We start from the raw sequence: 24,237 nt of genomic DNA on the forward strand, positions 1-24,237 counted from the left end.
CCGCGCACGCAGAAGGTCAGACACGACACGAAAGATCCGCTCTCGCTTGAGCTGCATGTTCTGCTCACGACGGGACTCGATTTCCCCGCCGCCTGCACGATGTCCGTGTCCTGACAGCTGCTGCGTGAAGCTCACAAGACTGAGCGTACTCAGTTTTCTGAAGGGTGCATGGGAGAGGCGCACGCCCGTGATCGGCGACGGGCCTCGCGTCCTGGATTGTTCGTCGGCTCCAGGTAAGGCGCGGGCGGTTCGTGGATGTTTCTGATGGTCTCGAGACCGGTGAGGGGCTAGGGCTCTCGTGTCACGAGCTGCCACGACGGCCATACCAGACCATCGCCGACATCGAATACGCCACCGCCAGCTGGGTCGACTGGTAGATCTCCTGAAAGCTCCACGGCACGCCCGGAATGGTCGACCCGAACGAGTTCGAGATGGCCTCCTGCGCGGCGCGCACCAGAGAGCTCCAACCCGCACAGCGGCGGCAAAGAAGCTGGGCCGGTTCACGTTCTCATCATCGGCAACCGCCGGCCACACTCGCGCTGAACACACTGCCGCCGTCCCGAGGTGCGGTCGGGACGGCGGCAGTGGTCGCGCGGGGCTGTGGGGCTACGCGAGGTGCGGCGCATCCCACAGGTTGAGCGTGGTGCCGAGACCCTGCTTGAGGGCGTTCTCGTACACCGTCTTGCCCCACGCGACGTCTTCGACGCCCATGCCGCCGACGCTAAACAGCACCGGCTGCTCGGGGAATTCGCGGCCCTCGGCGGTGCCCTCGAGCACGTCACCGATGTTGACGACGCGGGCCTCGTCGAGCTCGCCGAGTTCGATCAGGTCTTGCCAGTAGAGCCCGATCATGCCGAACGCGGTCTCGTGTGAGGGAGCCGGATACTCCTCAGCCCACGCCTCGTAGATCGCCTTCGCGTCAGCCACGAGGCGGGCCTTGCCGCTGAGCGTGTAGTCCTTGTCCATCTTCAGGATCGCCGGCAAGCTGAGGAACGCGCCGGGCTTGATCCAGTCGCCGTTGATGTACGGGTAGTTCTCCGAGCCGACGAGGCCGGTGACCGCGACGCTGACGATGTCCGACTCGCGCACGGCCTCCTCAGCAGTGTCGACGACCTCGATCGTCGTGAACTGGGGGAAGTTCTCGCGCACGAAGTCGGCGAAGCGCTCCGAGGTGACGCGCCGGCGGCCCTGGATGCGCACGGTGGTGAGGCTCGGGCGCACCTTGACGAAGGTGTCGAGCGCCGACTTGTTCATCGCGCCGGGACCGATGAGGCCGATTGACTCGGCATTCTCCGGGGCGAGCTTGCGCGCGGCGGCGCCCGGCACGGCAGCGGTGCGGTAGGCGCTCTCGAGGTTCCCCGACATGATCGCGAACGGCGCGCCCGTCGTCGGGTCGTTGAGCACGATGAGGTGGATCGAGCGAGGCAGGCCCTGCTCGCGGTTGTCGATGTTCGAGCCGTACCACTTCACGCCGGCGACGTCGAAGCGGCCGCCGAGGTACGCATCCATGGCCATGAAGCGACGGTCGGCCGCGTCGGTCGGCATCTCGGGGAACGGCGAGCTTTCGGGGAACGTGATCATCGCGCCGTGCGAGTTGGCTGTGTTGCCAGCCATGCGGTACGCGCCCTTCGCGACGAGCACGAGCACCTCCTCCATCACGTCGATGCAGGCGTTGATGTCGGTGACGCCGGCGGCGATCATGTCGGGTTCGTTGAGGTAGAGCATGTCGATGCGGGTGGACGAGGTCATCGGGGAAATCTCCTAGCGAGGCGGTGCGGGATGTTGCTGGTTAGTTGATGGCGTCGTCGCCGGTCTGGCCGGTGCGCACGCGCACGACCGAGACCACGTCGGCGACCCAGATCTTGCCGTCGCCGATCTCGCCGGTACGGGCGGCGTCGGCGATGGTCTCGACGACGGCGTCGACGGTCTCGTCGGTGACGACGATCTCGAGGCGCACCTTGTCGACGAAGTCGACGGTGTAGGTCTGGCCGCGGAAGAACTCGGTTTTGCCCGCTTGCGTGCCGCGGCCGCGGGCATCGGTAACGGTGATGCCCTTGACGCCGTGTTCGGCGAGGGCGAGCTTGACGGGCACGAGCACGCTCGGCTGCAGGATTGCGGTGATGAGTTTCACGGGAGTGTCCTTTGCTGGAAGCGGTGGGGGCGGGGCGGCTTAGCGCTCGTCGGTGCCGACGTAGGCGGTTTCGGCGTGGATGGGCTGGTCGAGACCCGAGATCTCGGTCGCCTCGGGCACGCGCAGGCCCATGGTGCGCTTGAGCACGATCGCGATGACGTACGAGATGACGAAGGTGTAAATCGCGACCGAGACCATGCCGATGAGCTGAGAGCCGAGGAACGACCAGCTGCCGCCGTAGAGGATGCCGACGAACTCGGTGTTCGCGCCGCCGCCGGCGGCCGGGTCGGCGAGGAAGGCGAGCAGGGCGCTGCCCACGAGGCCAGGCACGAGGTGCACGCCGACGGCATCGAGCGCGTCGTCGTAGCCGAAGCGGGCCTTGAGGCCGACGGCCCAGTACGCCACCGCGGCGCCGACGCCGCCGACGACGAGCGCGCCGATGGGCGAGAGGATGTCGGCACCCGGCGTGACCGCGACGAGGCCGCCGAGCAGACCGGTCACGGCGCCGGCCGTCGTGGTGGCGCCGCGGTGGCTGCGTTCGATGATGAGCCAGACGAGCAGACCGGCGCAGAGCGCGGCGAGCGAGTTGAGGATTGCCAGGGCGGCGAACTCGTTCATCGCACCGGTCGAGCCGGCGTTGAAGCCCATCCAGCCGAACGCGAGCAGCCACGCGCCGAGCACGATGAAGGGCACGTTGCCCGGGCGGCCGGGGGTCGGGAAGCCCTTGCGGCGGCCGAGCACGATCGAGAGGGCGAGCGCGGCGGCGCCGGCGTTTGTATGCACCGCAATGCCGCCGGCGAAGTCGTGCACGCCGAGGTTGTTGACGATCCAGCCACCGATGTGGCTGCCGTCCTCCGAACTGAACGAGAACACCCAGTGCGCGACGGGGAAGTAGCCGAGGGTGACCCAGAGGCCCGCGAAGAGCAGCCAGGCGCCGAACTTCATGCGGCCCTCGATCGCGCCGGCGACGATCGCGGTGGCGAGGCCGGCGAACATGAGGTGGAACGCGGCGGTCGCGACGGCCGAGGCAACACCCTCGTCGGGCGTGCCCGAGAGAATCGACTGGATGCCGAGGGCCTCGCTGACGTCGCCGATGATGCCGAGGCCGCCGACTGAGTTGCCGAGGATCAAGCTGTAGCCGAACACCACGAACAGCACCGCACCGACGGCGAAGCCGCCGAGCACGATCATGATGCTGTTGAGCACGTTCTTCGTACGGCTCATGCCGCCGTAATAGAGCGCGAGGCCCGGCACCATGAGCACCATGAACACGCAGGTCACGAGAACCCACATGGTGTTGATCGCTGACGTTGTCTCCATGACAATTCCGCCTTTGCTTTGCGTGAATACTTGAAGATAGTTTGCGTGCAGCGACAAGTCGGAACCAAATCAAAACGGTAACGTAATGGTAACGATTACTTTGAAAAAAGTGCCTTTGATCAGGGAAAATATAAGCGCACCGAGTTTCCCTTTCGCTGTTTCGGCGAAAGGGAAACTCGGTGCGCTCGTGGTGCGGCGCGACTAGCGCATCAGGGCCTCCAGGGCGGTCGCGAGGGCGACGGAGCCGACCTCGGCGTCGTCGTCGGAGGTGCCCTCGTCGGGGGCGTGTGAGGTGCCGGAGGGGTTGCGTACGTAGAGCATCCCGGTGGGGATCACGCCCGCGAGCACACCCGCGTCGTGCCCAGCGCCGGTGTCGAGCACGGGCGCATCCGGCAGGGCTGCCTCGAGCTGGGCGCGGAGGTCGGCGTCGAAGCGCACCCCACCGCTGAGCGACTCTTCTTGGAGTTCGACGGTGCAGCCCTCGCGCTCGCCGGAGGCGCGGATGCGTTCGGTGATCTGCTCGAGCAACTGGCGCACGACCGACTCGTCGCGGTGTCGCAGGTCGAACCAGAGGTCGGACTGCGAGGCGATGACGTTCGTGCCGCCGGGAAGCGCACGGAGGCGACCGACCGTGCCGCGCGCCTCGGGCGTCAGTTCGGCGGCCTCGCGCACCGCGAGGATCGCGTCGGCGAGCACCACGACCGGGTCCTGGCGGTCCTGCATCCGCGTCGTGCCGGCGTGGTCGCCGCGGCCGCGAATCGCAATGTGCCAGCGGCCGTGCGCGAGGATCGAGCTACCAACCGCAACCGGCTGCCCGAGGTCTTCGAGGCCGCGGCCCTGCTCGACGTGGAGCTCGACGAAGGCATGGATGCTGTCGAAGCGCTCCGGGTCGGGGCCGATCGCGTCGGGATCGATGCCAGCCGCACGGGCCGCGTCGGGGAAGGTGACGCCGTCCGCATCCGCGAGGCTGCGCGCGCGTTCGGGTGTCAGTGCGCCGGAGGCGAGGCGGCTGCCGAGGCAGGGCACGCCGAAGCGCGAGCCCTCTTCCTCTGGGAACACGACGAGGGCGAGGGGCCGGGCCGGGAACTCGTTCGCCTCGCGCAGTAGGTCGAAGGCGCGCAGCGCGCTGACGACGCCGAGCGGGCCATCGTAGGCGCCGCCGCCGGGCACCGAGTCGAGGTGGCTGCCGGTGATCACGGCGCCGGCGCGGTCGCCGCTCGCGGGGAGCCACCAGGCCCAGACGATGCCGTTGCGGTCGAGTTCGACCTCGAGGCCGCGGCGGGTGGCCTGCTCGATGAACCAGCTGCGCAGCTCGAGCTCGGCCTCGCCGAGGCCGGGGCGGCTGTAGCCGCCGCGAACCGGGTCGCGACCGATCTCGGCGAGCTCGGCGAGGAGGTCGGCGGTCGGCGTGCTCATCGGCCCACCGCCCAGGCCGGCGAGGTCGCGGCGAAGCGCGGGTGCGCGGTCGCGCCGTAGACGAGCTCGGCGATGAATTCGCCGATGAGCGGGGCGAACTTCGCGCCGTGGCCCGAGCAGGGCGAGGCGATGACGAGGCCCTCGGCCGCGTCGAGTAGGAAGTCCTCCTCGGGCAGCATCGTGAACAGGCAGGTCGTCTCGGCGTAGGGCTCGGGCACGAGGCCCGGCACCTGCTCGCGAACGTACTCGATCATCCGTTCGCGGTTGGCGGGGTCGATCTCGCCGGTCTGCATGCCGCCGTCGGCGATTGACGTGCCGCCGAGGAACTCGGCGAGCTTCTGGCCGCGGAAATTGGCGTCGCGACCGCCGGGCAGGCTGTAGGTAAGGATGCGCTCGGACTTGTGGATGAAGGTCGGCCAGCTCGTCGGAGCCCCCGGTTTGGGCTCGCCGATATCGGCCGCGTCGCGGTATGGGAAGTGGTAGGCGTTCTCCTGGGTCACGACCGCCTGGGGGAGTCGGTCGATGAACGCGCTCGGCAGCTCAGTCTCGGCGAGCAGCTTCGAGAGCCATGCGCCCGCGGCGACGACGACCTGCGCCGCGCGAATCGTCGCGCCAGTCGTCGAGGTGACGAGGTAGCTGGTGCCGTCGCGGCGGATGCTCTCGGCCTCCCAGTCCTCGTGGAGGCGCGCCCCGGCCTCGATCGCGAGGCGCAGCTGCGCGCGCACGGTCGACTCAGCGTCGATGACGCCGCCGCCCGGCTGCCACAACACCTCCGTGTCGAAGTTGATGCCGGGCCAGCGCTCGGCCGCGTCCGAGGCGGAAATGAGCTCGTGGTCGATGCCGACCTCGTCGAGCACGCCCGCCAACTGGCGCGGGTTGCGCCGCACACCGAAGTCGAGGGCGCCGCCGGGCGTGATGAGCTGCTCGCCCGAGAGGCGCTCGAGCTCGTCGTACCTCCTGCGAGCCTGCTTGACGAGGTCGGTGTAGAACGGGTCGGGGTACGCGTAGCGGAAGATGCGGGCTGAACCGTGCGAGCTGCCGTGCTCGCTCGCGGCGGTGTCGCGCTCGACGACCGTCACCTCGGTGCCGCGCGCGGCGAGTTGATGCGCCGCGGCCGAGCCCATTAGGCCGGCGCCGATGATCAGCACCTGCGTCGAGTCCTGCTCCGTCATAGTGTGTGTGCCCACCCGTCTCGGCCTGTCGCGACCACCGTTCGTGGCCGTCGCGGCGCGTGGGACAAGTACACCGGTAGATAGGTTCGATGTCCAATACCTATGTCACGCTGATTAATAGTGTTCGGCTATCGTCGAGGAATGGAACTTCGCCAGCTTCGGTACTTCTCGGTGCTCGCTGAGGAACTGCACTTCGGTCGCGCCGCCGAGCGGCTGCACATGTCGCAGCCGCCGCTCAGCGTGCAGCTGCGCAAGCTTGAAGACGAGCTCGGGGTGCCGCTGCTCGACCGCTCGACGCGGCGGGTCGAGCTGACTGCCGCGGGGCTCGAACTGCAACAGCGGCTGGCGCAGGTACTGCCGCTGCTCGACGAAGCACTGACCGGCCTCGACGAGGTGCAGCTTGGCATGCGTGGCCGCGTGGCAATCGGCTTCGTAAGCTCGGCGAGCTACACCCTGCTGCCCGCCGGGCTGCGCGGATTTCGCGAGGCGCGACCACACGTTGAACCCCAGCTGCTGCCGCTCACGACGACCGAACAGATCGAGCGACTGCAGGAGGGCCAACTCGATGTCGGCATCGTGCGCGACGCAGCCGAAAGCCCGCTTTACGCCTCAAGCGCGCTGCGCGCCGAGCGACTCGTCGTCTGTGTTCCGCGCGATCACGCGCTCGCGGCGGCCGAGCAGGTGACGCCCGCCGAGGTGGTCGCGCATCCGCTCATCGGGTACCCGCGCCACATGATGGCCGGCTTCGTCGACCTCGTGCATGCGGCACTCGCCCCAGCTCGAACCCAGCTGCGGTACGCCCACAAGGTGGTGCACGAAGAGACCGGGCTCGGCTTCGTGGCCGCGGGGGAGGGGCTCACCGTGCTGCCGGAAACCGTGCGCGAGCAGCTGCCCGCGTCCATCCGCGCCGTGCCGATCGACACCGAGCTGCGCTCGCGGCTCGTCGCCATCACGGCGCCGGGCGGTGCCGAGTCCGCGGCCGCGGCCGCGTTCGTCGAGTGCCTCGTGGCCGCGGCCCGCGGCTAGCGCTCACGCAGGGCCGGGAACACCGCATCCCGCAGCAGCGGCGCGAGGTCGGCGCGATCCGAGTCGAGCGCGATCCACTCGAGCTCGTCGATCTCGGCGTTCACCGCGACGCCCTCGACGAATGGATGCTCGAACACGCTCGCGACGACGGTGTGGTTCGGCTCGTTCGCCGCGTCGGTCTCGAAGTCGCCGAGGTGCGTGAGCTCGGCCACGTCGAGGTCGATGCCGAGCTCCTCCTGCACCTCGCGCACGGCCGTCTGCTCGGTGGTCTCGCCGGGCTCGGGCTTGCCGCCGGGGAACATGAAGCGCTGCGTGCCGCGCTTGCGCACGCTGAGCACGCGGCCCTGCTCGTCGCGGAGCACGACCGCGCTCACGACGATCTTCGAGCGCGGGGGTGCCTCGGCGGCTGCGGCCTCGGTGGCGGCGATCGACGCGTCAGCGCCGGCAGGGTCGGTGGCGGTGGTGCGCCGATCAAGCTCCCAAACACCGAGACTGATCGCCGCATTCGCGGCCGCGAGCACGGTGCGGGGCCGACGCACACCGCCGTCGAGGAGCCGGTCGACGAGCTTCGCGTCGAGTCGCTCGCCGAGGGGCGAGACGGCCGCGGTTGCGACGGCAACACCCGCGGCGACCACGCCGAGCGCATTGCCCGTCACGGGTTGCGGGCGCTCGGAACGCACAGCGGCGACGGCCGACCAAGCCGCGACGGCGCCGATCGCGCCGCGGTAGAGCAGCTTGCCGGTCGTGGATGCGCCCCGCGGCTCGACGAGAGCGAGCGCGGCAAGCGCTGCCGAGGAGGTGAAGCCGAAGAGGGTCGAACGAGAGTTGCCGAGCTGGTCAATCAAAGTGCGAAGCGGTGCGGCCATGCCACCAAAACTACGGTCCCACCCTGCCGCGATGCTGGGCGCGACGTGCACCATGTATCCAGGACCGGGGGTTAGCTTCGCGGCCATGAAGATCACCCAGCACTACGTCGCGCTCGACGCCGCCGACCACATTGAAGAGGCCGCGTTCTGGGCCTCGGTGTTCGACGGGGAGGTGGGCGACGAGCCTGGTTGGGACGACTGGCGCACCGTCAAGGTCGACGGCCGCACGGTCATCGCCGTGCAACAGGCGCCCGACTACGTCGTGCCCGAGTGGCCGAGCGACGACCCCACGCGCCAACAGCAACAGGCACACCTCGACATCTACGTCGACCAGGCCGAGGTCGCGGCGGCTGAGGCGGAGGTGCTCGAGCTCGGCGCCCGCCTGTTGCAGGGGCACGAGGACGTGACCGCGCCCGAGGGCTTTCGGGTCTATGCCGACCCGGCCGGGCATCCCTTCTGCATCTGTTGGTGAACGCCGCCGTGCGCCCGCCGAAACCGGCCACCCGCCGGTAGAATTGCCGAATCATGACTGAAACGGCCACCGCTATCGCTCCGTCCGACGCCTCCCGCAACGCCGATGGCTCGCCCCGGAGCTTCTACGTGCGCACGCTCGGCTGTCAGATGAACGTGCACGACTCCGAGCGCATCACCGGCTCGCTGCTCGCTGCGGGCTACGTTGAGGCCGACACCGAAGACGCCGACGTGATCGTCATCAACACCTGCGCCGTCCGTGAGAACGCGGCCACCAAGCTCTATGGCAACCTCGGCCAGCTCGCGAGCCGCAAGCGCGAGCACGAGGGCATGCAGATCGCCGTCGGCGGCTGCCTCGCGCAGATGGAACAGCAGCAGATCGTCGACAAGGCGCCGCAGGTCGACGTCGTGTTCGGCACGCACAACATGGGCTCGCTGCCCGTGTTGCTCGAGCGCGCGCGTCACAACGACGAGGCGCAGGTCGAGCTGCTCGAGGCGCTCGAGACTTTCCCGTCGACCCTGCCGACGAAGCGCGACTCGAGCTACTCGGGCTGGGTGTCGATTTCGGTCGGCTGCAACAACACCTGCACCTTCTGCATCGTGCCGTCCCTGCGCGGCAAAGAAAAGGACCGCCGCCCGGGCGACGTGCTCAGCGAGGTGCGCGCGATCGTCGACCAGGGCGCGATCGAGGTGACGCTGCTTGGGCAGAACGTCAATTCGTACGGCGTCGACTTCGGCGACCGCCAGGCGTTCTCGAAGCTGTTGCGCGCGACCGGCGAGATCGAGGGCCTCGAGCGCGTGCGCTTCACGAGCCCGCATCCGGCCGCGTTCACCGACGACGTCATCGCCGCCATGGCCGAGACGCCGAACGTCATGCCGCAGCTGCACATGCCGCTGCAGTCGGGCTCCGACCGCGTGCTGCGCGAGATGCGCCGCTCGTACCGCTCGAAGAAGTTCCTCGGTATTCTCGACCGCGTGCGCGAGGTGATTCCACACGCCGCGATCACGACCGACCTCATCGTCGGTTTCCCCGGCGAGACCGACGAGGACTTCGAAGAGACGATGCGCGTCGTCGAGGCGTCGCGGTTCGCGAGCGCCTTCACCTTCCAGTACTCGATCCGCGAGGGCACGCCCGCCGCGACGATGCCGAACCAGGTGCCGAAGGCGGTTGTGCAGGAGCGCTTCGAGCGCCTCCTCGAGCTGCAGCAGCGCATCTCGCTCGAAGAGAACGAGAAGCTCGTCGGCACGACGCAGCAGGTGCTCGTCTCGGTCGACGAGGGCAAGAAGGACGGCGCGACGCACCGCCTCACCGGCCGCGCCGAAGACAACCGGCTCGTGCACTTCGCGCTGCCCGAGGGCGGCGCGACCCCGCGCCCCGGTGATGTCGTCACCGTCGAGATCACCCGCGGGGCTCCGAGTTACCTCCTCGCCGACAGCGACGCGCCCCTGCGCATCCGCCGCACCCGCGCGGGCGACGCCTGGGATGCGGCACAGGCCGCGTCGTGCGGCACTGGCGACGCCCCGAGCGAGGGCGGCCGGGCGGTCAACCTCGGCCTGCCGACCCTGCGAGTGGGCGCGCCCAGCTCGCCGTCGAAGTGGCAGTAGCCGCTGAGCTCATCGTCGTTGGCGGGGCCACCGGCACCGGCAAGACGGGGCTCTCGCTCGACATCGCCGACGAGCTTGCGCGGGCGGGTCGCGCGGCAGAGATCGTGAACGTCGATGCGATGCAGTTTTATCGCGGCATGGATATCGGCACCGCGAAGCTACCGCCGCATCAGCGCCGAGGCATCCCGCATCACCTCTTCGACGTACTCGACGTCACCGAGCCCTCGACGGTCGCCTGGTACCAGCCGCTCGCGCGCGCCTGCATCGACGAGATCATCGGGCGCGGGGCCGTGCCGATTCTCGTCGGTGGCTCGGGGCTCTACCTCGCCTCGGTCGTGTTTGACCTGAGTTTTCCCGGTCGCGACCCCGAGGTGCGCGCGGCGCTCGAGGCCGAGCTCGAACAGTGGGGGCCGGGCATGTTGTATCGCCGGCTGCAGGAGTTCGACCCCGAGGCGGCCGCCCGCATCGATCCGAAGAACGGCCGCCGCGTCGTGCGCGCCCTCGAGGCGATTCGCGTGACGGGCGAGAAGTTCTCGGCGCAGCTGCCCGAGCAGGATTCATGGTGGCGGCCGACGGCGATGGTGCTCGCCGAGACGCCGCGCGCTGAGCTCGTGCAGCGGTTGGATGCGCGGGTCGAGGACATGTGGCGCGACGGCCTGGTAGAAGAGACGGCCGGCCTCGTCGAACGGGGGCTGCGCTACGACACGACGGCCGGCAAGGCCATCGGTTACGCCCAAGCGGCGGCGCAGCTGCGCGGCGAACTGACGCAGGCCGAGGCGATCGCCCAGGCCCAGGCGCTCACCCGCAAGTACGCCCGCCGCCAGGTCTCGTGGTTCCGCCGCTACGACACGGCCCTCCGCCTCGACGCGACGGCCCCCGGCGCGGCCACCCAAGCCCTCGCCCACTTCGCGTCGGCCTAAGAATCGGTTGAGTGGTCGATTTTTGTAGTTCTGGCACCGCCAGAACTACAAAAATCGACCACTCAACCGATTCGGGAGAAAATGGGGGCATGACGCGCGTGCAGTTCACCAAGGGCCAGGCCACCGGCAACGACTTCGTCTTCATTGCCGACCCCGACGGTGAGTTGAACCTCACCCCCGAAGAGATCACGCGACTGTGCGACCGCCACTTCGGCGTCGGCGCCGACGGCTACATCCGCGCCGTGCGCAGCAACAAGCTGCCCGAAGGCGAGGCGATCCTTGCCGAGGCACCCGAGGCTGAGTGGTTCATGGACTACGCGAACGCCGACGGGTCGATCGCCGAGATGTGCGGCAATGGCGTGCGCGCCTATGCCCGCTTTCTCACCGAGCGCGGCCTCGCGCAGCTCGCGTCGGGGGAGACCCTCGCGATTGGCACCCGCGCGGGGGTGAAGGATGTGCAGCGCACCGGCACCGGCGGTTTCCAGGTCGACATGGGGCGCTGGCGCCTCGCCGGCGGCGAACCCGTCGTGAGCGCGGCCGGCCTCGACGTCGCGCGGCCCGGCCTCGGAATCAATGTCGGCAACCCGCACGTCGTCGTCGCCCTCGCGAGCGTCGACGAGCTCGAGCAGCTCGAGCTCGGCCGGCAGCCGACGCTCGACCCCGAGCCGATCGACGGCGCCAACATCGAGTTTGTCGTGCCGAACGAGCCGATGGTGCGCGACGGCGTCGGCCGGGTGAAGATGCGCGTGTTCGAGCGGGGTTCGGGCGAGACGCTCTCGTGCGGCACCGGCGTGGTCGCGACCGCCCTCGCGGTGCGCCACTGGGCAGGCACGGGCGCGCCGAACAACTGGCAGGTCGAGGTGCGCGGCGGCACGCTGCAGGTGCGCATGTTCCCGACCGAAGAGGGCGAGCACGTCGGCCTTGCCGGCGCGGCCGAGCTGTCATTCGACGGCGAGCTCGAACTCGACGAGCTGCGGCGCGCTCGGTAACCCTCCCCTAACCGCCGCGCCACATCGCGTATCCGCCCGTTCTTTAGGCTCACGTGTCGTGGGGCGGGGTCGCCGCCCTTGATTGAGAATCGGAGCAGCGATGCGCGTAGCAAGCAAACTCTCCGCCCTCCTCGCGACCGCGGCACTGGTCGCGGCGGGTACTCCCGCCGTGGCTCAGGCCGCGTCGCCGATGGCGCAGACGGTTAATGAGGATGGCACCGTGACGGTGCAGCTGATCGCCGTGAACGACGTTCACGGCCGCATCGGCGCCATGACGGTGCCGTGGGCGGGCACGATCGAGCAGGCGCGAGCCGAGAACCCCGACTCGGTGCTCATCAGCGCGGGCGACAACCAGGGCGCGAGCCTGTTCGCCTCGTCGATCGCGAACGACCAGCCGATCATGGACGTCCTCAACACCGTCGGTGTCGACGCAATCGCGGCCGGCAACCACGAGTTCGACAAGGGCCTGGCCGACGTCGAGCGCGTCGAGGAGTACCTCGGCCAGTCGCTGCTCGCCGCCAACCTCTACGACGACGCCGGCAACACCGTGCTCGACACCTACAAGATCATCGAGAGCGGCGGCCTGCGCATCGGCGTCATCGGCACCGCGCCCGAAGACCTCGCGACCCTCGTCTCGGCCGAGGCCTTCGACGGCCTGGAGGTTGGCGACGCCGTCGAGGCGGTGAACCGCGTGGCCGCCGAGATTGAGGACGACGTCGACCTCATCGTCGCCGACTTCCACGACGGCGCCACCGCCGGCGAGCCGGAGGGTGCCACCTGGGATTCTGAGCGCGCGAAGCCCGGGTTCATCCAGCAGATCGACACCGAGCTCACGCCCGCCGTCGACGTCGTGCTCAACGCGCACACCCACCGCGTCTACAACTGGACCGACACCGTCGACGAGACCGGCGCCACCCGCCCGGTCATCCAGACCGGTGAGTACATGAACAACGTCGGCGTCATCGAGGTCACCTACGACCCGGCGAGCGGCGAGGTTGTCGACTTCACGAGCGAACTGCGCGCCCGCACCACGACTCCGGCCGACGAGCTCATCGCGACCTACCCGGTCGTGGCCCAGGTGAATGACGTTGTCAACGATGCGCTCGCCGACGCCGAAGTGCTCGGCGGCGTGACCGTCGGCAACATCACGAGCGACATCACCCGCGCGGGCGTCGCCGCCGAAGACATGAGCTACCCGGGCGAATCAGCCCTCGGCAACCTCGTCACCGACACGATGGTGCAGGAGGGCGAGCAGTACGGCGCCTAGATCGGCATGGGCAACGCGGGCGGCGTGCGCGCCGACCTGCTCTATGGCGAGGACGGCGTGGTCAGCTATTCCGAGCTCCAGGCCGTCATGCCGTTCGTGAACAACCAGTTCGTCGTCGAACTCACCGGCGAGCAGGTGCGCACGCTCATCGAGCAGCAGTTCCGCGAAGACGGCAGCTACACACACATCTCGTTCTCGAGCAACCTCACCTACACCTACGACCCCGAGGCGGCGTTCGGCAGCAAGGTCAGCGACGTCTACTTCGAGGGCGCGCTGATCGACCCCGACGAGGTCTACAGCATCATCACCTACGGCTTCCTCGCGAGCGGAACGACGGGCTTCCCGGTGTTCCAGGACGCGATCTCGAAGACCGACACGGGCCGCATCGACCTCGACATGTTCCGCGACGCCTTCGCCGAATCGATCGACGGCGACGCGATCGCGCCCGACTTCTCGCGCCGCACCGTGCAGCTGACGGGCGCCCCGGATGCTCCGGTCGCGGCCGGCGAGCAGGTCACCTTCGCGCTCGGCGACCTCGACCTCACCTCGGCGGGCACCCCGATCGCGAGCGAGATTACGGGGACCCTCGTGGACGCCGACGGCACCCGCATCGAGCTCGGCTCGTTCACGGCCGCCGACGGCGCCGCCGAGATCTCGTTCGCGCTGCCCGAGGCGGCGGCGGGCGACGCCACGATCGAACTCGAGGTGGCGGATGCGGGCACCCTCGTCCGCGTGCCGCTCACGGTCGAGGCCGGCGCCGAGCCGACCCCGGCGCCGACCGCCACGACCCCGGCCGAGACCGAACCCGCGACGAGCAGCCCCGAGCCCACCGAGCCGGGCGCATCGGCCACCGCGACATCGACGACCCCTGCGGTCGCTGACGGCGACGACTCGCTCGCGACCACCGGTGCGCAGGTGCTGCCGCTCGGCCTGCTCGCTGCCGCGACCGTCGTGCTCGGCGCCGTGCTCGTGCTGCGCCGCCGCACGCAGGCGTAACCGCACACCGCACTCACGACGATGCCCGGGTCACCGAGAAGGTGACCCGGGCCTCGTCGTGCCGCGAGCATCCGCCAGCACCCCGCGCAACCGCGAGCCCGGCCGCCCCACTCAGCAAGCTTCCAGAATTCGCACCTTGCCACGGCCACCCGCACGCCATAACGTATAACCAAATGGTTGAACGAATCGAGCTCACCGATGAGCAAATGGATCGCATCTTTCACGCCCTGTCCCAGTCGACGCGGCGCGACATGCTCCGGCGCACGCTCGAGGGTGAGCGATCGGTCTCGGAGCTCGCCCGCGAGTACGACATGTCGTTCGCCGCGGTGCACAAGCACGTCAGCGTGCTCGAGCGGGCCGAACTCGTCGTCAAGCGCGTCGCGGGCCGCGAGCGCCGAATCCGAGCGAATCCCGACATGATCGCCCGCACCCGCACCCTGCTCGCCCGGTACGAGGCGATGTGGCGCGGCCGCATCGCCAGACTCGACGAACTGCTCGCCGAGGACCCGAACCCATCCGACTCCAACGCCCCCGCCTGATCTGCCCACCGCGCGACCCCACCGAAGGAAAGCTCATGCCGGTCACCGACACCACCATCGACAGCGAAAACCTGACCATGACGCTCGTCGCCGAATTCGCCGCACCCGTGTCGCGAGTCTGGCAGGCGTTCACGACTCCCGAACAGCTCAACCGCTTCTTCGGACCGCCCACCTGGCCCGCCACGTTCACCGAATTCGACCTGCGCCCGGGCGGCAAGGCCCGCTATCACATGACCGGACCCAAGGGCGAGACCTCCGCGGGAGTGTGGGAGTTCATCGAAGTGGCCGAGGGGCAAAGCTTCACGGTGCTCGACATGTTCACCGACGACACCGGCAACCCGCAGACCGAGCTGCCGCAGATGCGCGTGACCTACGCATTCGAGCCGAACGGCAAGGGCACGAAGTACACGAATGTGACCTACTTCGAGTCGGCCGAAGCGCTCGAGGAGGTCGTCGCGATGGGCGGCGTCGAGGGCTCGAGGCTCGCTATCAATCAGCTCGATGCGGTGCTGCAGGACCTCCGCGAGTTCGCCGAGGGCAAAGGCACGACGCTCGAACTGCTCAACGAGACGTACGTGCGCATCACCCGCCTCGTTCACGGCCCGCGACACCTCGTGTGGCGCGCCTACACCGAGCCCGAGCTGCAGCGGCAGTGGGCGCTCGGCCCGGATGGCTGGGCGATGACCGTCTGCGACATCGACCTTACGGTCGGCGGCGAGCAGCGCACCGAGTGGGCCCCGTCGGTGACACCAAGGGGGAGGGCTTTGGCTTCGAGGGCGAGAACCTGCTCATCGAACCCGAGAGCCGCCTCGTCTCGACCGAGCGCATGATCGGCACCGAGGGTCCGACGAACATCAACGACCTGCACCTCTACGAGGAGGACGGTGCGACGCTCGTCACGCTCGTCGTCGAGTACGAGAGCGAAGAGGTGCGCGACATGATCCTCGCGACCGGGATGGTTGGCGGTATGGAGGAGAGCTACGCCCGCCTCGAGCGCGTCATGGGCGGGTTCTAGCTCACGCGCTTGACGAGCAGGATGCGGAACCCGCCGTCGGTGCGCGGGCGCGAGACCTCGTACCCCGCACCGAGGGCCTCGGCGAGTCGCCGCTGCAGCGAGTCGGCGCCGAGGTTCTTGCCCACCACGAGCCAGGCCTCGCCGCCGACCCGCAGTCGGGGCAGCCACGTGAGCATGAGCTCGTCGAGCGACTCCTTGCCGATGCGGATCGGCGGGTTCGACCAGATCACGTCGAACTCGACCTCCGCCGGCACCTGCTCGGCCTTGACCGCCCGCACGCGGTCGAGGCCGAGCCGCTTCGCGTTGGTGGCAGTGAGCTCGAGGGCGCGCTCGTTCACGTCGAGCGCCCACACGTCGAGCTGCGGCGACGCGAGGCCGAGGCTGAGGCTGATCGGGCCCCAGCCGCAACCGATGTCGAGGGCCGTGCCGCTCTCGGGCGGCGCGGGCACGTGGTCGAGCAGGATGCGCGTGGCCTTGTCGAGCCGGTCGGCTGAGAACACGGCGCTTGCGGTCTCGAGGCGAACCTCGCGACCCTGCAGCACTACGTCGATCTCGCGCTGGTTCGCGTTCGCTGTGGGCTGCGAGGCAAAGTAGTGCTCAGACATGCTTCGAACGTAGCGCAGCGCGTATCCTGGTCGCAGCATGCCCCTAGATGAAACCAGCGCCAACGGCGCCCCCAATTCTGACGACGCTCGCAACGACGCGACCGAATCGCTGCTCGACCGCGTTCTGCGCAGCTCCGAAGCAAACCGCAGTCGCACGACGATGTTCCACGACGAGCGGCGCGCGAGCGCGCTCCAGAGCGACGACACCATCTCGCACAGCGACGCGGACGGCCTCCAGCTTGACCGCGAGGCGCGCCGCTCGCTGCAGCACGTCGACGGCCTCTCGACCGAACTCGAGGACGTCACCGAGGTCGAGTACCGGCAGGTGCGGCTCGAGAAGGTCGTGCTCATCGGCGTCTATGCCGCGGGCACGATCGAAGACGCCGAGAACTCGATGCACGAGCTCGCCGCGCTCTGCGAAACCGCCGGCGCGGCCGTCCTCGACGGCATCCTGCAGCGACGTCCGCATCCCGACGCCTCGACCTACCTCGGCCGCGGCAAGGTCGAGGAGCTCGCCGACATCGTCCGCTCGGTCGGCGCCGACACCGTCGTCGCCGACACCGAGCTCGCGCCCTCGCAGCGCCGCGCGCTTGAGGATCAGGTGAAGATCAAGGTCATTGACCGCACCGCCGTCATTCTCGACATCTTCAGCCAGCACGCGAAGAGCCGCGAGGGTAAGGCGCAGGTCGAGCTCGCGCAGCTCGAATATCTGCTGCCGCGCCTGCGCGGTTGGGGTCAGTCGATGTCGCGGCAGGCCGGTGGCCAGGTCGGTTCAGCCGGCGCCGGTATGGGTTCGCGCGGCCCCGGTGAGACGAAGATCGAGCTCGATCGCCGCCGCATCCACACGCGCATGGCGAAGCTGCGTCGCCAGATCGCAGGCATGAAGACGTCGCGCGACACGAAGCGCGCCGAGCGCGGCCGAAATCTCGTGCCCTCGGTGGCGATCGCGGGCTACACGAACGCCGGTAAGTCGTCGCTGCTCAACCGCATCACCCGCGCGGGCGTCCTCGTTGAGAACCAGCTGTTTGCGACGCTCGACGCGACGGTGCGCCGCACCGAGACACCCGAGGGGCGCCCGTACACGCTTGCCGACACCGTCGGCTTCGTGCGCAACCTGCCGCACCAGCTCGTCGAGGCGTTCCGCTCGACGCTCGAGGAGGTCGCCGACTCGGATGTGCTCGTGCACGTCGTCGACGCGAGCCACCCCGACCCGGCGGGGCAGATTCGCACCGTGCGCGAGGTCATCTCTGAGATCGACTCGCGCGACGTGCCCGAGCTCATTGCGTTCAACAAGGCCGACCTCATCGATGCCGACACGCGGCTCATGCTCCGCGCGCTCGAGCCGAACTCGGTGTTCGTCTCGGCCCACACGGGCGAGGGCGTTGAGGAACTCCAGGAGCGCATCGCCGAGTTGCTGCCGATGCGCGAGATCGAGGTCGAGCTCGTCGTGCCGTATCAGCGCGGCGACCTCGTGTCGATGCTGCACGACCAGGGCGGCGTGCTGCGCGAGTTGCACGATACCGATGGCACACACCTGCGCGCCCGCGTGCATCCCGATCAGATGGGCGTGTTCGAGGAGTTTCGGGTTGCTGGCCGCTCAGCTCCCGAGGGCAAGAAGCCGCCGGTGCGGCACAAGCCGCGCGCCCGCGTTGACGAGTCGGACGAGCGCGTGCTGAGCCTGCCGCGCGTGGACTACGACAACTAGCGCGAGCTAGACCGAACGCAGCACGGCGACGATCTTGCCGAGCACCGTCGCCTCGTCGCCGAGGATTGGCTCGTAGTTCGAGTTGCGCGGCAGCAGCCAGGTGTGGCCGTCGCGCTGACGGAACACCTTGACCGTGGCCTCGCCGTCGAGCATGGCGGCCACGATGTCGCCGTTGTTCGCGGTGGGCTGCTGGCGCACGACGACCCAGTCGCCGTCGCAGATCGCGGCGTCGATCATCGAGTCGCCTGAGACGAGCAACAGGAACAGCTCGCCGTCGCCGACGACCTGGCGGGGGAGTGGGAAGACCTCTTCGACCTGTTGCTCGGCGGTGATCGGCACGCCCGCCGCGATGCGCCCGACGAGGGGCACGAGGGCGGTCGGGCCCGGCGTGATGCTCGGCTCGACCTCGTCAATCGCCACATCGACGAGCAACTCGATGGTGCGCGCCTGATTCGCGTTGCGGCGAATGTAGCCGCGCTTCTCGAGCTGGTTGAGCTGATAGGCCACCGACGACGAGCTGATGAGGCCGACGGTGTCGCCGATCTCGCGGATGCTCGGGGCAAAGCCATTGCTGTTCTGGAACGTTGCGATGAACGAGAGGATGCGCTGTTGCGTGTCCGACAGGGGCTTGATCTGCTTGGCCATCGGCCCTCCTGAGGTGGTGGTCACGAGGCCGTGTCGGAGGCCCGTGGTCAGCTGTGTTCCGTTGAAGTCACCCTACGTGGCATCAGCACCGGACTCAAACACCTTTTCGAGCGTGTCGCCCTTATTCTCGAAAAAGTGTTTGCTTTTCGAACATGTCGAATCTATATTCGAAGCAGATGTTCGCATGCACCTCGCATGCACGTCGAAAGGAAGCGACCAACATGACTGCTCTTACTGCACGCACCAGCGCCACCGCGCAGCCCCGCCTGCGGCTCACGAGCCGTGGTCGTCGACTCCTCGGCACCCTTCTGCTCGCTCCCGTCGCCCTCGGCGTCGGGGTCGGCATCGCCCAGGTTCCCGCCGCGCTCGCATCGAACACGAGCAGCGCTGCCGCAACCACGTTCGAACACCACACGGTGCTCGCGGGCGAAACCCTCTGGAGCATCGCCGACGAAATCGCCGACGGCCATGACGTGCGCGACGTCGTGCACGAGATCATGCGCCTCAACCTGCTCGAGAGCTCCTCGGTGCAGGCAGGCCAAGAGCTCGCGCTGCCGAACTACTAGACCACCAGATTTCCGGGCCGCGGACACGGCCGCGGCCCGGAAGCCACGCACCACCACCACCACCACCGTGCCGGGCGTCGCAACCACCCCTTCCGGAGGCGGCGCCCGCGGTGGTTTTCCGGACGCCTAAGATAATGGGGTGACGAGCTTCGAAGACCTCCCCATTCGCGACGACCTGCGTGGGCTGACGCCGTACGGCGCGCCGCAGGACGCGCTGCCGATCACCATCAACGTCAACGAGAACCCGTTCTCGGTGCCGGAGGCCGTCGCCCTCTCGATTATTCAGCGCATTTCGCTCACGCTGCCGGGGCTCAATCGCTACCCCGACCGCGAGTTCACCGAGCTCCGCGAGCGACTCGCGACGTACCTCGGTCAGGGGCTCACACCCGAGCACATCTGGGCAGCCAATGGTTCGAACGAGGTGCTCCAACAGCTGCTCCAGGCCTTCGCTGGAGCGGGCCGCAAGATCATGAGCTTCGCACCGACCTACTCGATGTACCCGCTGCTCGCGAAGGGCGTCGGCAGCGAATGGGTTGCGGCGCCCCGCGACGAGAACTTCGAGCTCACACCTAAGCTCGTGCGCACGGCCATCGAAGCCGAGCGACCCGACGTCGTGCTGCTCTGCACGCCGAATAACCCCACGGGTACCCCGCTCGATCTCGAGACCATCGAGGCCGCCTACGACGCGACCGACGGCATCGTCATCGTCGACGAGGCGTACGCCGAGTTCCGTCACGACGGCGCGCCGACGGCGCTGAGCCTGCTCGAGGGGCGCCCCCGGCTCGTCATTTCGCGCACCATGTCGAAGGCCTTCGCCTTCGCCGGTGTGCGTCTCGGTTACTTCGCGGCCGACCCGGCCGTCGCCGACGCCGTGCGGCTCGTGCGCCTGCCGTACCACCTGTCGGCGATCACGCAGGCGGCGGCCATCGCGGCACTCGAGCACAGCGACACGATGCTTGCGCAGGTCGACCGCATCCGCATCCAGCGCGACCGCATCGTCGACGAGACCGCCGCGCTCGGCTACCGGCCGTACCGCTCCGATGCGAACTTCGTGCTCATCGGCGGCGTCGCCGACCCCGCCGCGATGTTCGACGAGTTCGTGGCCCGCGGCATCCTGATCCGCAACACCGGCCCCGCCGACTGCATCCGCGTCACCGCCGGCACCGAGTTCGAAACCGACGCGTTCCTCTCGGCCCTCGCCGAGATTACCGCCGCCCGACCCGAGCTGCAGCTCACTGGTTCCGAAGGAGTCAGCGCATGACCGATCCCCGTACCGCCACCGTCGAACGCGCCACGAGCGAGTCGAGCATCCGCCTCAGCCTCAACCTTGACGGCACCGGCGCCTCGAACATCAACACCGGGGTGCCGTTCTACGACCACATGCTCACCGCATTCGCGAAGCACTCGCTTACCGATCTCACGATCGAGTCCAACGGCGACGTGCACATCGACGAACACCACACGATTGAGGACACCGCGATCGTGCTCGGCCAGGCGATCCGCGAGGCGCTCGGCGACAAGCGCGGCATCGCGCGCTACGGTGACGCCCTCGTGCCGCTCGACGAGGCGCTCGCGCAGTGCGTCGTCGACATCTCGGGCCGCCCATTCCTCGTGCACTCGGGCGAGCCCGAGGGCTTCGAATTCCACCGCATCGGCGGGCACTTCACCGGTTCGATGGTGCGCCACGCGTTCGAGGCGATCGCGTTCCACGCTGCGCTGACCGTGCACCTGCGCGTGCTCGGCGGGCGCGACCCGCACCACATCGCCGAGGCCGAGTTCAAGGCCTTCGCCCGCGCTTTCCGCGCGTCCAAGCGACTCGACCCCGAGGTCGACGGCATCCCGTCCACCAAGGGTGCCCTGTGACCGGCGCGCGGCCGAACGTCGTCGTCTTCGACTACGGCTTCGGCAACGTGCACTCGGCGGTGAAGGCGCTTGAGGCGGCCGGCGCCGACGTCGAACTTACCGCCGACCGCGACAAAGCACTCCACGCCGACGGCCTGCTCGTGCCGGGCGTCGGCAGCTTTGCGAGCGTCATGGACGGCCTCGCGCAGGCCGACGGACCGCGCATCGTGGGCAGCTGCCTCGCCGGTGGCCGCGCCGTGCTTGGCATCTGCGTCGGCATGCAGGTGCTGTTTGCGCACGGGGTCGAGGGCACGAGCGCCGACCCGAATGCGCCGCAGCTCGAGCGCGAAGAGACCGAGCGCATCCACGCCCGCAACGCCGACGAGTTCTGGTGGAACGAGGATGCCGACGACGCGAGCGCGGGCACGCCCGGCCTCGGTGAGTGGCCAGGCGTCGTGCGCGAGCTGCGCTCGCCGCGCCTGCCGCACATGGGCTGGAACACCGTTGACGTGCCCGAGGGCTCGCAGCTGTTCGCCGGTGTCGAGGACGCACGGTTCTACTTCGTGCACTCGTACGCCGCGACCGAGCTCGAGATCCCCGAGATCCTGCCCGGGGTCAAGGGGCCGCTGTGCACCTACTCGACCTACGGCGAGCGGTTTATTGCCGCCGTCGAGAACGGCCCGCTCACGGCCGCCCAGTTCCACCCCGAGAAGTCGGGCGACGCTGGCATCGCGCTGCTGCGCAACTGGCTCCGCACGCTGTAGCCCGAGCGCGTCGCTACGCGCGCACCATCGCATAGATCGGTGACCGCGACGACGTCGGCGAGGCGCCCGACTCGACCCAGTTTGCCTGGGCCAGCAGCATCGGCAGCACGTGCTGGATCGCGACGTCGCCGCGTCGGGCCCGTTGTACCGGATGCCCCGCGGGCATGCCGGGGCTGCGGCTTGCCTCGAGCAGGGTGTCGTGCAACACGCGGTAGTGCGTCGCCGTGACCGGTTGGCAGGGGTTGCCGTGTAGCATCAGCCGGCCGATGCGCCGGCGCGAATCTCGCAAGTTGATCCACCAGCCGCCCCGGCTGACGACCACCTGAAACGACGAGAGTTCGCCGAGCGGAATCTCGGCGCCGCCAATGATCAGGATGCGCCGACCCGGGTCGAGCGTCACCGGCCGTGGCTGCAGCAGGCGCGCCGCCACGGCCCCAAACAACAGCCCGAGCGGCACTGAAAATGCGGTGCCGATCGCGATGTCGCGCGTGAGCGCTATCACAAAGATGCCGATACCGAGCCACACGAGCAGGGGAGCGAGCACCACCCAATAGACGGGGTGGCAGCCGCGGTTAAAGACCGCGACCGCGGGAGGCACCGGCTGGTACGTCACGCAGCTTCCTCTTCGTTCGGCCGAGTCGGCGGATATCCCTTAGGCTGGTCAACGCTAACAGGCCCGCTGCGGCCTGAAATCGTTGAGTGACCAAGGAAGCCAGTTGAGTGAATTCAGTGCGCAGCCGGAGCTGACGCTGTTCCCCGCCGTCGACATCGCCGACGGCAAGGCCGTTCGACTCGTCCAGGGCGAGTCCGACTCGGCCACGAACTACGGCGACCCGGTCGACGCCGCCGCGGACTTCGCCAAGCAGGGTGCCGAATGGATTCACCTCGTTGACCTCGACGCCGCGTTCGGCCGCGGCGAGAACCGTGCGGTCATCCGTCGCGTCATCCGCTCGCTGCGCGACAAGGTGCAGGTCGAGCTCTCGGGCGGCATCCGCGACGATGACTCGCTCGAGCGCGCCGTCGAGATGGGCGTCAAGCGCGTCAACCTCGGCACTGCGGCGCTCGAGAACCCCGAGTGGGCCGCGAACGCCATCAGCCGCTACGGCGAGCTCATCGCGGTCGGCCTGGATGTGCGGGGCACAACCCTCGCCGCGCGCGGCTGGACCCGTGAGGGCGGCGATCTCTGGACGGTCCTCGACCGCCTCGAAGAGGCGAGCTGCGCCCGCTACGTCGTCACCGACGTGACGAAGGACGGCACGCTCAAGGGCCCGAACCTCGACCTGCTCCGCCAGATCCTCGAGCGCACCGACCGCCCGGTCATCGCCTCGGGCGGCGTCGCGAACCTCGACGACATCGCCGCGCTGCGCGAACTCGTGCCGCTCGGACTCGAGGGCGCGATCGTTGGCAAGGCGCTCTACTCGGGCGCGTTCACGCTCCGCCAGGCGCTCGACGTCGCCGGCGACTAGGCGGCGCATCCGACGTGGCTGAGCTTCCCGAGCACCTCAGGGGACACCTCACCGACTCCGCCGGCCAGCCCTGGCAGGGCCGGAGTTTTACCGACAATCGTTGGTCGGACGACGACGGCACCGCGCCGGCCGAGCTCGCGCGGGCGCTTGAGGAGTTTCGCTCGGGCGCGGCTCCCGTTTCGGTGGTCGTTGAGGCGTTGCGCGACACCCGGGTGCTCATCCCACTCGTCGCCGAGCTCGGCGAGGCCGGCGTGAACGACGCTGGCCTGACCGTCGACAAGCACGCCGACCTCTCAATCGTGACGGTCCGCGCGCCCGACGGCCGCGGCATCGTGCCGATGTTCACCTCGGTCGCGGCGATGAGGACGTGGGACCCGGCCGCGCGGCCCGTCCCCGTCGGCTCGCGCCAGGCCGCCCTCGCGGTGGTCGACGAGGGGAGCGAGCTCATCATCCTCGACCCGGGCAGCGAAACCGAGACGGCCATCCGCCGCCCGGGCGTCTGGGCAATCGCCCGTGACCTGCCCTACCAGCTGCCCTGGCAGGACGAGCGCGTCATCGCCTTTGCGAACGAGGTGCTGCAGACCAACCCCGAACTCGCGAGCGTCGACCTCGTGCCGGGCGACCGCGAGTCGCGGCTCGCGGGCCCCGAGGTGCGCCTCGGCCTCTTCTTCCGAGCCGATGCCGACGCCGACACGGTGCAGCGCGTGCTCGCGCGCGTCCAGCAACGTGTCGCCGCGCAACCCGAGCTCGTCGAACTCGTCGACACGCTCGAGATCGCGCCGCTGCGCATCGAGTCGCAGCCCGCTCCCGAAGAATCGATACCTTCGGGGGATGCACGGGCACCAAAGGCAGGATTGTTCCGCCGCCTTCGCCGTCGGTAATCTCACCGAGTGACCCCGAACCCGATGCCG

The 24,237-nt window shown here is 68.9% G+C and carries 27 protein-coding genes; 17 read left to right on the forward strand and 10 right to left on the reverse strand.

The window, feature by feature from the left end; all coding sequences use genetic code 11:
• Positions 1-301: 301 nt before the first annotated feature.
• From EJL01_RS13005 to EJL01_RS09245, 6 genes are all read right to left on the reverse strand, one after another.
• The gene (locus tag EJL01_RS13005) at positions 302-454 is read right to left on the reverse strand and encodes a hypothetical protein (RefSeq protein WP_164509771.1); all 153 of its coding nucleotides are present in this window, start codon (positions 452-454) and stop codon (positions 302-304) included.
• A 152-nt stretch (positions 455-606) separates the two neighbouring features.
• Complete coding sequence (locus EJL01_RS09225) at positions 607-1,749, reverse strand: tyramine oxidase subunit B (RefSeq protein WP_125107231.1); 1,143 nt, start codon at positions 1,747-1,749, stop codon at positions 607-609.
• Positions 1,750-1,789: 40 nt separating this feature from the next.
• Positions 1,790-2,131, reverse strand: a complete 342-nt coding sequence (locus EJL01_RS09230; protein WP_125107232.1) for a P-II family nitrogen regulator — start codon at positions 2,129-2,131, stop codon at positions 1,790-1,792.
• 39 nt (positions 2,132-2,170) lie between these two features.
• A complete protein-coding gene (locus tag EJL01_RS09235) occupies positions 2,171-3,451 on the reverse strand; it encodes an ammonium transporter (RefSeq protein ID WP_125107233.1) in 1,281 nt (426 codons plus the stop codon).
• 201 nt (positions 3,452-3,652) lie between these two features.
• Positions 3,653-4,867 (reverse strand): allantoate amidohydrolase, encoded by a 1,215-nt coding sequence (locus EJL01_RS09240; protein WP_125107234.1) that lies wholly within the window; start codon positions 4,865-4,867, stop codon positions 3,653-3,655.
• Positions 4,864-6,039: an FAD-dependent oxidoreductase gene (locus tag EJL01_RS09245; RefSeq protein ID WP_125107235.1), complete on the reverse strand. Its 1,176-nt coding sequence runs from the start codon at positions 6,037-6,039 to the stop codon at positions 4,864-4,866. The genes EJL01_RS09240 and EJL01_RS09245 overlap by 4 nt, the downstream gene beginning before the upstream one ends.
• 141 nt (positions 6,040-6,180) lie before the next feature.
• On the opposite strand from EJL01_RS09245, the gene EJL01_RS09250 reads away from it, so the two are divergent.
• On the forward strand, positions 6,181-7,065 hold the full coding sequence (locus tag EJL01_RS09250) for a LysR family transcriptional regulator (RefSeq protein WP_125107236.1): 885 nt from the start codon (positions 6,181-6,183) through the stop codon (positions 7,063-7,065).
• On the opposite strand, the gene EJL01_RS13430 is transcribed toward EJL01_RS09250, so the two are convergent.
• A complete protein-coding gene (locus EJL01_RS13430) occupies positions 7,062-7,931 on the reverse strand; it encodes an NUDIX domain-containing protein (protein WP_206427701.1) in 870 nt (289 codons plus the stop codon). The two genes, EJL01_RS09250 and EJL01_RS13430, sit on opposite strands and share 4 nt — an antisense overlap.
• Before the next feature lie 85 nt (positions 7,932-8,016).
• Here EJL01_RS13430 and EJL01_RS09260 point away from each other — a divergent pair, with 85 nt between their 5' ends.
• From EJL01_RS09260 to EJL01_RS13435, 9 genes are all read left to right on the forward strand, one after another.
• A complete protein-coding gene (locus EJL01_RS09260) occupies positions 8,017-8,403 on the forward strand; it encodes a VOC family protein (RefSeq protein ID WP_125107237.1) in 387 nt (128 codons plus the stop codon).
• A 53-nt stretch (positions 8,404-8,456) separates the two neighbouring features.
• Positions 8,457-10,007 carry a tRNA (N6-isopentenyl adenosine(37)-C2)-methylthiotransferase MiaB gene (gene miaB, locus EJL01_RS09265; RefSeq protein WP_125107238.1) on the forward strand — a complete coding sequence of 517 codons (1,551 nt, stop codon included), beginning with the start codon at positions 8,457-8,459 and terminating at the stop codon, positions 10,005-10,007.
• Complete coding sequence (gene miaA, locus EJL01_RS09270) at positions 9,998-10,927, forward strand: tRNA (adenosine(37)-N6)-dimethylallyltransferase MiaA (protein ID WP_125107239.1); 930 nt, start codon at positions 9,998-10,000, stop codon at positions 10,925-10,927. The genes miaB and miaA overlap by 10 nt, the downstream gene beginning before the upstream one ends.
• A gap of 89 nt (positions 10,928-11,016) precedes the next feature.
• On the forward strand, positions 11,017-11,916 hold the full coding sequence (dapF, locus tag EJL01_RS09275; RefSeq protein WP_125107240.1) for a diaminopimelate epimerase: 900 nt from the start codon (positions 11,017-11,019) through the stop codon (positions 11,914-11,916).
• Between the two features lie 100 nt (positions 11,917-12,016).
• Positions 12,017-13,183, forward strand: a complete 1,167-nt coding sequence (locus tag EJL01_RS09280; RefSeq protein WP_125107241.1) for a bifunctional metallophosphatase/5'-nucleotidase — start codon at positions 12,017-12,019, stop codon at positions 13,181-13,183.
• A gap of 6 nt (positions 13,184-13,189) precedes the next feature.
• Entirely contained in the window at positions 13,190-14,179 is a 990-nt protein-coding gene (locus EJL01_RS09285; protein ID WP_125107242.1) for a 5'-nucleotidase C-terminal domain-containing protein, read from the forward strand.
• A 173-nt stretch (positions 14,180-14,352) separates the two neighbouring features.
• The gene (locus EJL01_RS09290) at positions 14,353-14,718 is read left to right on the forward strand and encodes an ArsR/SmtB family transcription factor (protein WP_125107243.1); all 366 of its coding nucleotides are present in this window, start codon (positions 14,353-14,355) and stop codon (positions 14,716-14,718) included.
• Between the two features lie 35 nt (positions 14,719-14,753).
• On the forward strand, positions 14,754-15,548 hold the full coding sequence (locus EJL01_RS09295) for an SRPBCC family protein (RefSeq protein ID WP_348982891.1): 795 nt from the start codon (positions 14,754-14,756) through the stop codon (positions 15,546-15,548).
• Positions 15,449-15,733: an SRPBCC domain-containing protein gene (locus EJL01_RS13435; protein ID WP_328743675.1), complete on the forward strand. Its 285-nt coding sequence runs from the start codon at positions 15,449-15,451 to the stop codon at positions 15,731-15,733. The genes EJL01_RS09295 and EJL01_RS13435 overlap by 100 nt, the downstream gene beginning before the upstream one ends.
• On the opposite strand, the gene EJL01_RS09300 is transcribed toward EJL01_RS13435, so the two are convergent.
• Positions 15,730-16,338 (reverse strand): class I SAM-dependent methyltransferase, encoded by a 609-nt coding sequence (locus EJL01_RS09300; RefSeq protein ID WP_125107244.1) that lies wholly within the window; start codon positions 16,336-16,338, stop codon positions 15,730-15,732. The genes EJL01_RS13435 and EJL01_RS09300 overlap by 4 nt on opposite strands.
• 37 nt (positions 16,339-16,375) lie before the next feature.
• On the opposite strand from EJL01_RS09300, the gene hflX reads away from it, so the two are divergent.
• Entirely contained in the window at positions 16,376-18,043 is a 1,668-nt protein-coding gene (hflX, locus tag EJL01_RS09305) for a GTPase HflX (RefSeq protein ID WP_125107245.1), read from the forward strand.
• Between the two features lie 6 nt (positions 18,044-18,049).
• On the opposite strand, the gene lexA is transcribed toward hflX, so the two are convergent.
• Positions 18,050-18,688, reverse strand: a complete 639-nt coding sequence (lexA, locus tag EJL01_RS09310; RefSeq protein ID WP_125107246.1) for a transcriptional repressor LexA — start codon at positions 18,686-18,688, stop codon at positions 18,050-18,052.
• Between the two features lie 221 nt (positions 18,689-18,909).
• Between lexA and EJL01_RS09315 the strand changes: the two genes are divergently transcribed.
• From EJL01_RS09315 to EJL01_RS09330, 4 genes are all read left to right on the forward strand, one after another.
• Complete coding sequence (locus EJL01_RS09315; RefSeq protein WP_125107247.1) at positions 18,910-19,254, forward strand: LysM peptidoglycan-binding domain-containing protein; 345 nt, start codon at positions 18,910-18,912, stop codon at positions 19,252-19,254.
• 139 nt (positions 19,255-19,393) lie between these two features.
• Positions 19,394-20,515: a histidinol-phosphate transaminase gene (locus EJL01_RS09320; protein WP_125107248.1), complete on the forward strand. Its 1,122-nt coding sequence runs from the start codon at positions 19,394-19,396 to the stop codon at positions 20,513-20,515.
• Positions 20,512-21,117: an imidazoleglycerol-phosphate dehydratase HisB gene (hisB, locus tag EJL01_RS09325; protein ID WP_125107249.1), complete on the forward strand. Its 606-nt coding sequence runs from the start codon at positions 20,512-20,514 to the stop codon at positions 21,115-21,117. Before EJL01_RS09320 ends, hisB begins: the two co-directional genes overlap by 4 nt.
• Positions 21,114-21,860 carry an imidazole glycerol phosphate synthase subunit HisH gene (locus EJL01_RS09330; protein ID WP_125107250.1) on the forward strand — a complete coding sequence of 249 codons (747 nt, stop codon included), beginning with the start codon at positions 21,114-21,116 and terminating at the stop codon, positions 21,858-21,860. The genes hisB and EJL01_RS09330 overlap by 4 nt, the downstream gene beginning before the upstream one ends.
• A 13-nt stretch (positions 21,861-21,873) precedes the next feature.
• Here EJL01_RS09330 and EJL01_RS09335 read toward each other — a convergent pair whose 3' ends face one another.
• Positions 21,874-22,473, reverse strand: a complete 600-nt coding sequence (locus EJL01_RS09335) for a hypothetical protein (protein ID WP_125107251.1) — start codon at positions 22,471-22,473, stop codon at positions 21,874-21,876.
• Between the two features lie 103 nt (positions 22,474-22,576).
• Here EJL01_RS09335 and priA point away from each other — a divergent pair, with 103 nt between their 5' ends.
• A complete protein-coding gene (gene priA / locus EJL01_RS09340) occupies positions 22,577-23,326 on the forward strand; it encodes a bifunctional 1-(5-phosphoribosyl)-5-((5-phosphoribosylamino)methylideneamino)imidazole-4-carboxamide isomerase/phosphoribosylanthranilate isomerase PriA (protein WP_125107252.1) in 750 nt (249 codons plus the stop codon).
• 14 nt (positions 23,327-23,340) lie between these two features.
• Positions 23,341-24,207, forward strand: a complete 867-nt coding sequence (locus tag EJL01_RS09345) for an SseB family protein (RefSeq protein ID WP_125107253.1) — start codon at positions 23,341-23,343, stop codon at positions 24,205-24,207.
• Positions 24,208-24,237: the final 30 nt, after the last annotated feature.

It is taken from the genome of Gulosibacter massiliensis (genome assembly GCF_900626105.1).
In the GTDB taxonomy this organism is placed as follows: Bacteria; Actinomycetota; Actinomycetes; order Actinomycetales; family Microbacteriaceae; genus Gulosibacter; species Gulosibacter sediminis.

Bases quoted from the DNA above. Each gene is read 5' to 3' on its own strand.
- EJL01_RS09225 (WP_125107231.1), bottom strand. From the start codon at position 1,749: ATGACCTCGTCCACCCGCATCGACATGCTCTACCTCAACGAACCCGAC.
- EJL01_RS09235 (WP_125107233.1), bottom strand. From the start codon at position 3,451: ATGGAGACAACGTCAGCGATCAACACCATGTGGGTTCTCGTGACCTGC.
- EJL01_RS09240 (WP_125107234.1), bottom strand. From the start codon at position 4,867: ATGAGCACGCCGACCGCCGACCTCCTCGCCGAGCTCGCCGAGATCGGT.
- EJL01_RS09245 (WP_125107235.1), bottom strand. From the start codon at position 6,039: ATGACGGAGCAGGACTCGACGCAGGTGCTGATCATCGGCGCCGGCCTA.
- EJL01_RS09250 (WP_125107236.1), top strand. From the start codon at position 6,181: ATGGAACTTCGCCAGCTTCGGTACTTCTCGGTGCTCGCTGAGGAACTG.
- EJL01_RS13430 (WP_206427701.1), bottom strand. From the start codon at position 7,931: ATGGCCGCACCGCTTCGCACTTTGATTGACCAGCTCGGCAACTCTCGT.
- EJL01_RS09260 (WP_125107237.1), top strand. From the start codon at position 8,017: ATGAAGATCACCCAGCACTACGTCGCGCTCGACGCCGCCGACCACATT.
- miaB (WP_125107238.1), top strand. From the start codon at position 8,457: ATGACTGAAACGGCCACCGCTATCGCTCCGTCCGACGCCTCCCGCAAC.
- dapF (WP_125107240.1), top strand. From the start codon at position 11,017: ATGACGCGCGTGCAGTTCACCAAGGGCCAGGCCACCGGCAACGACTTC.
- EJL01_RS09280 (WP_125107241.1), top strand. From the start codon at position 12,017: ATGCGCGTAGCAAGCAAACTCTCCGCCCTCCTCGCGACCGCGGCACTG.
- EJL01_RS09285 (WP_125107242.1), top strand. From the start codon at position 13,190: ATGGGCAACGCGGGCGGCGTGCGCGCCGACCTGCTCTATGGCGAGGAC.
- EJL01_RS09290 (WP_125107243.1), top strand. From the start codon at position 14,353: ATGGTTGAACGAATCGAGCTCACCGATGAGCAAATGGATCGCATCTTT.
- EJL01_RS09295 (WP_348982891.1), top strand. From the start codon at position 14,754: ATGCCGGTCACCGACACCACCATCGACAGCGAAAACCTGACCATGACG.
- EJL01_RS09300 (WP_125107244.1), bottom strand. From the start codon at position 16,338: ATGTCTGAGCACTACTTTGCCTCGCAGCCCACAGCGAACGCGAACCAG.
- hflX (WP_125107245.1), top strand. From the start codon at position 16,376: ATGCCCCTAGATGAAACCAGCGCCAACGGCGCCCCCAATTCTGACGAC.
- lexA (WP_125107246.1), bottom strand. From the start codon at position 18,688: ATGGCCAAGCAGATCAAGCCCCTGTCGGACACGCAACAGCGCATCCTC.
- EJL01_RS09315 (WP_125107247.1), top strand. From the start codon at position 18,910: ATGACTGCTCTTACTGCACGCACCAGCGCCACCGCGCAGCCCCGCCTG.
- hisB (WP_125107249.1), top strand. From the start codon at position 20,512: ATGACCGATCCCCGTACCGCCACCGTCGAACGCGCCACGAGCGAGTCG.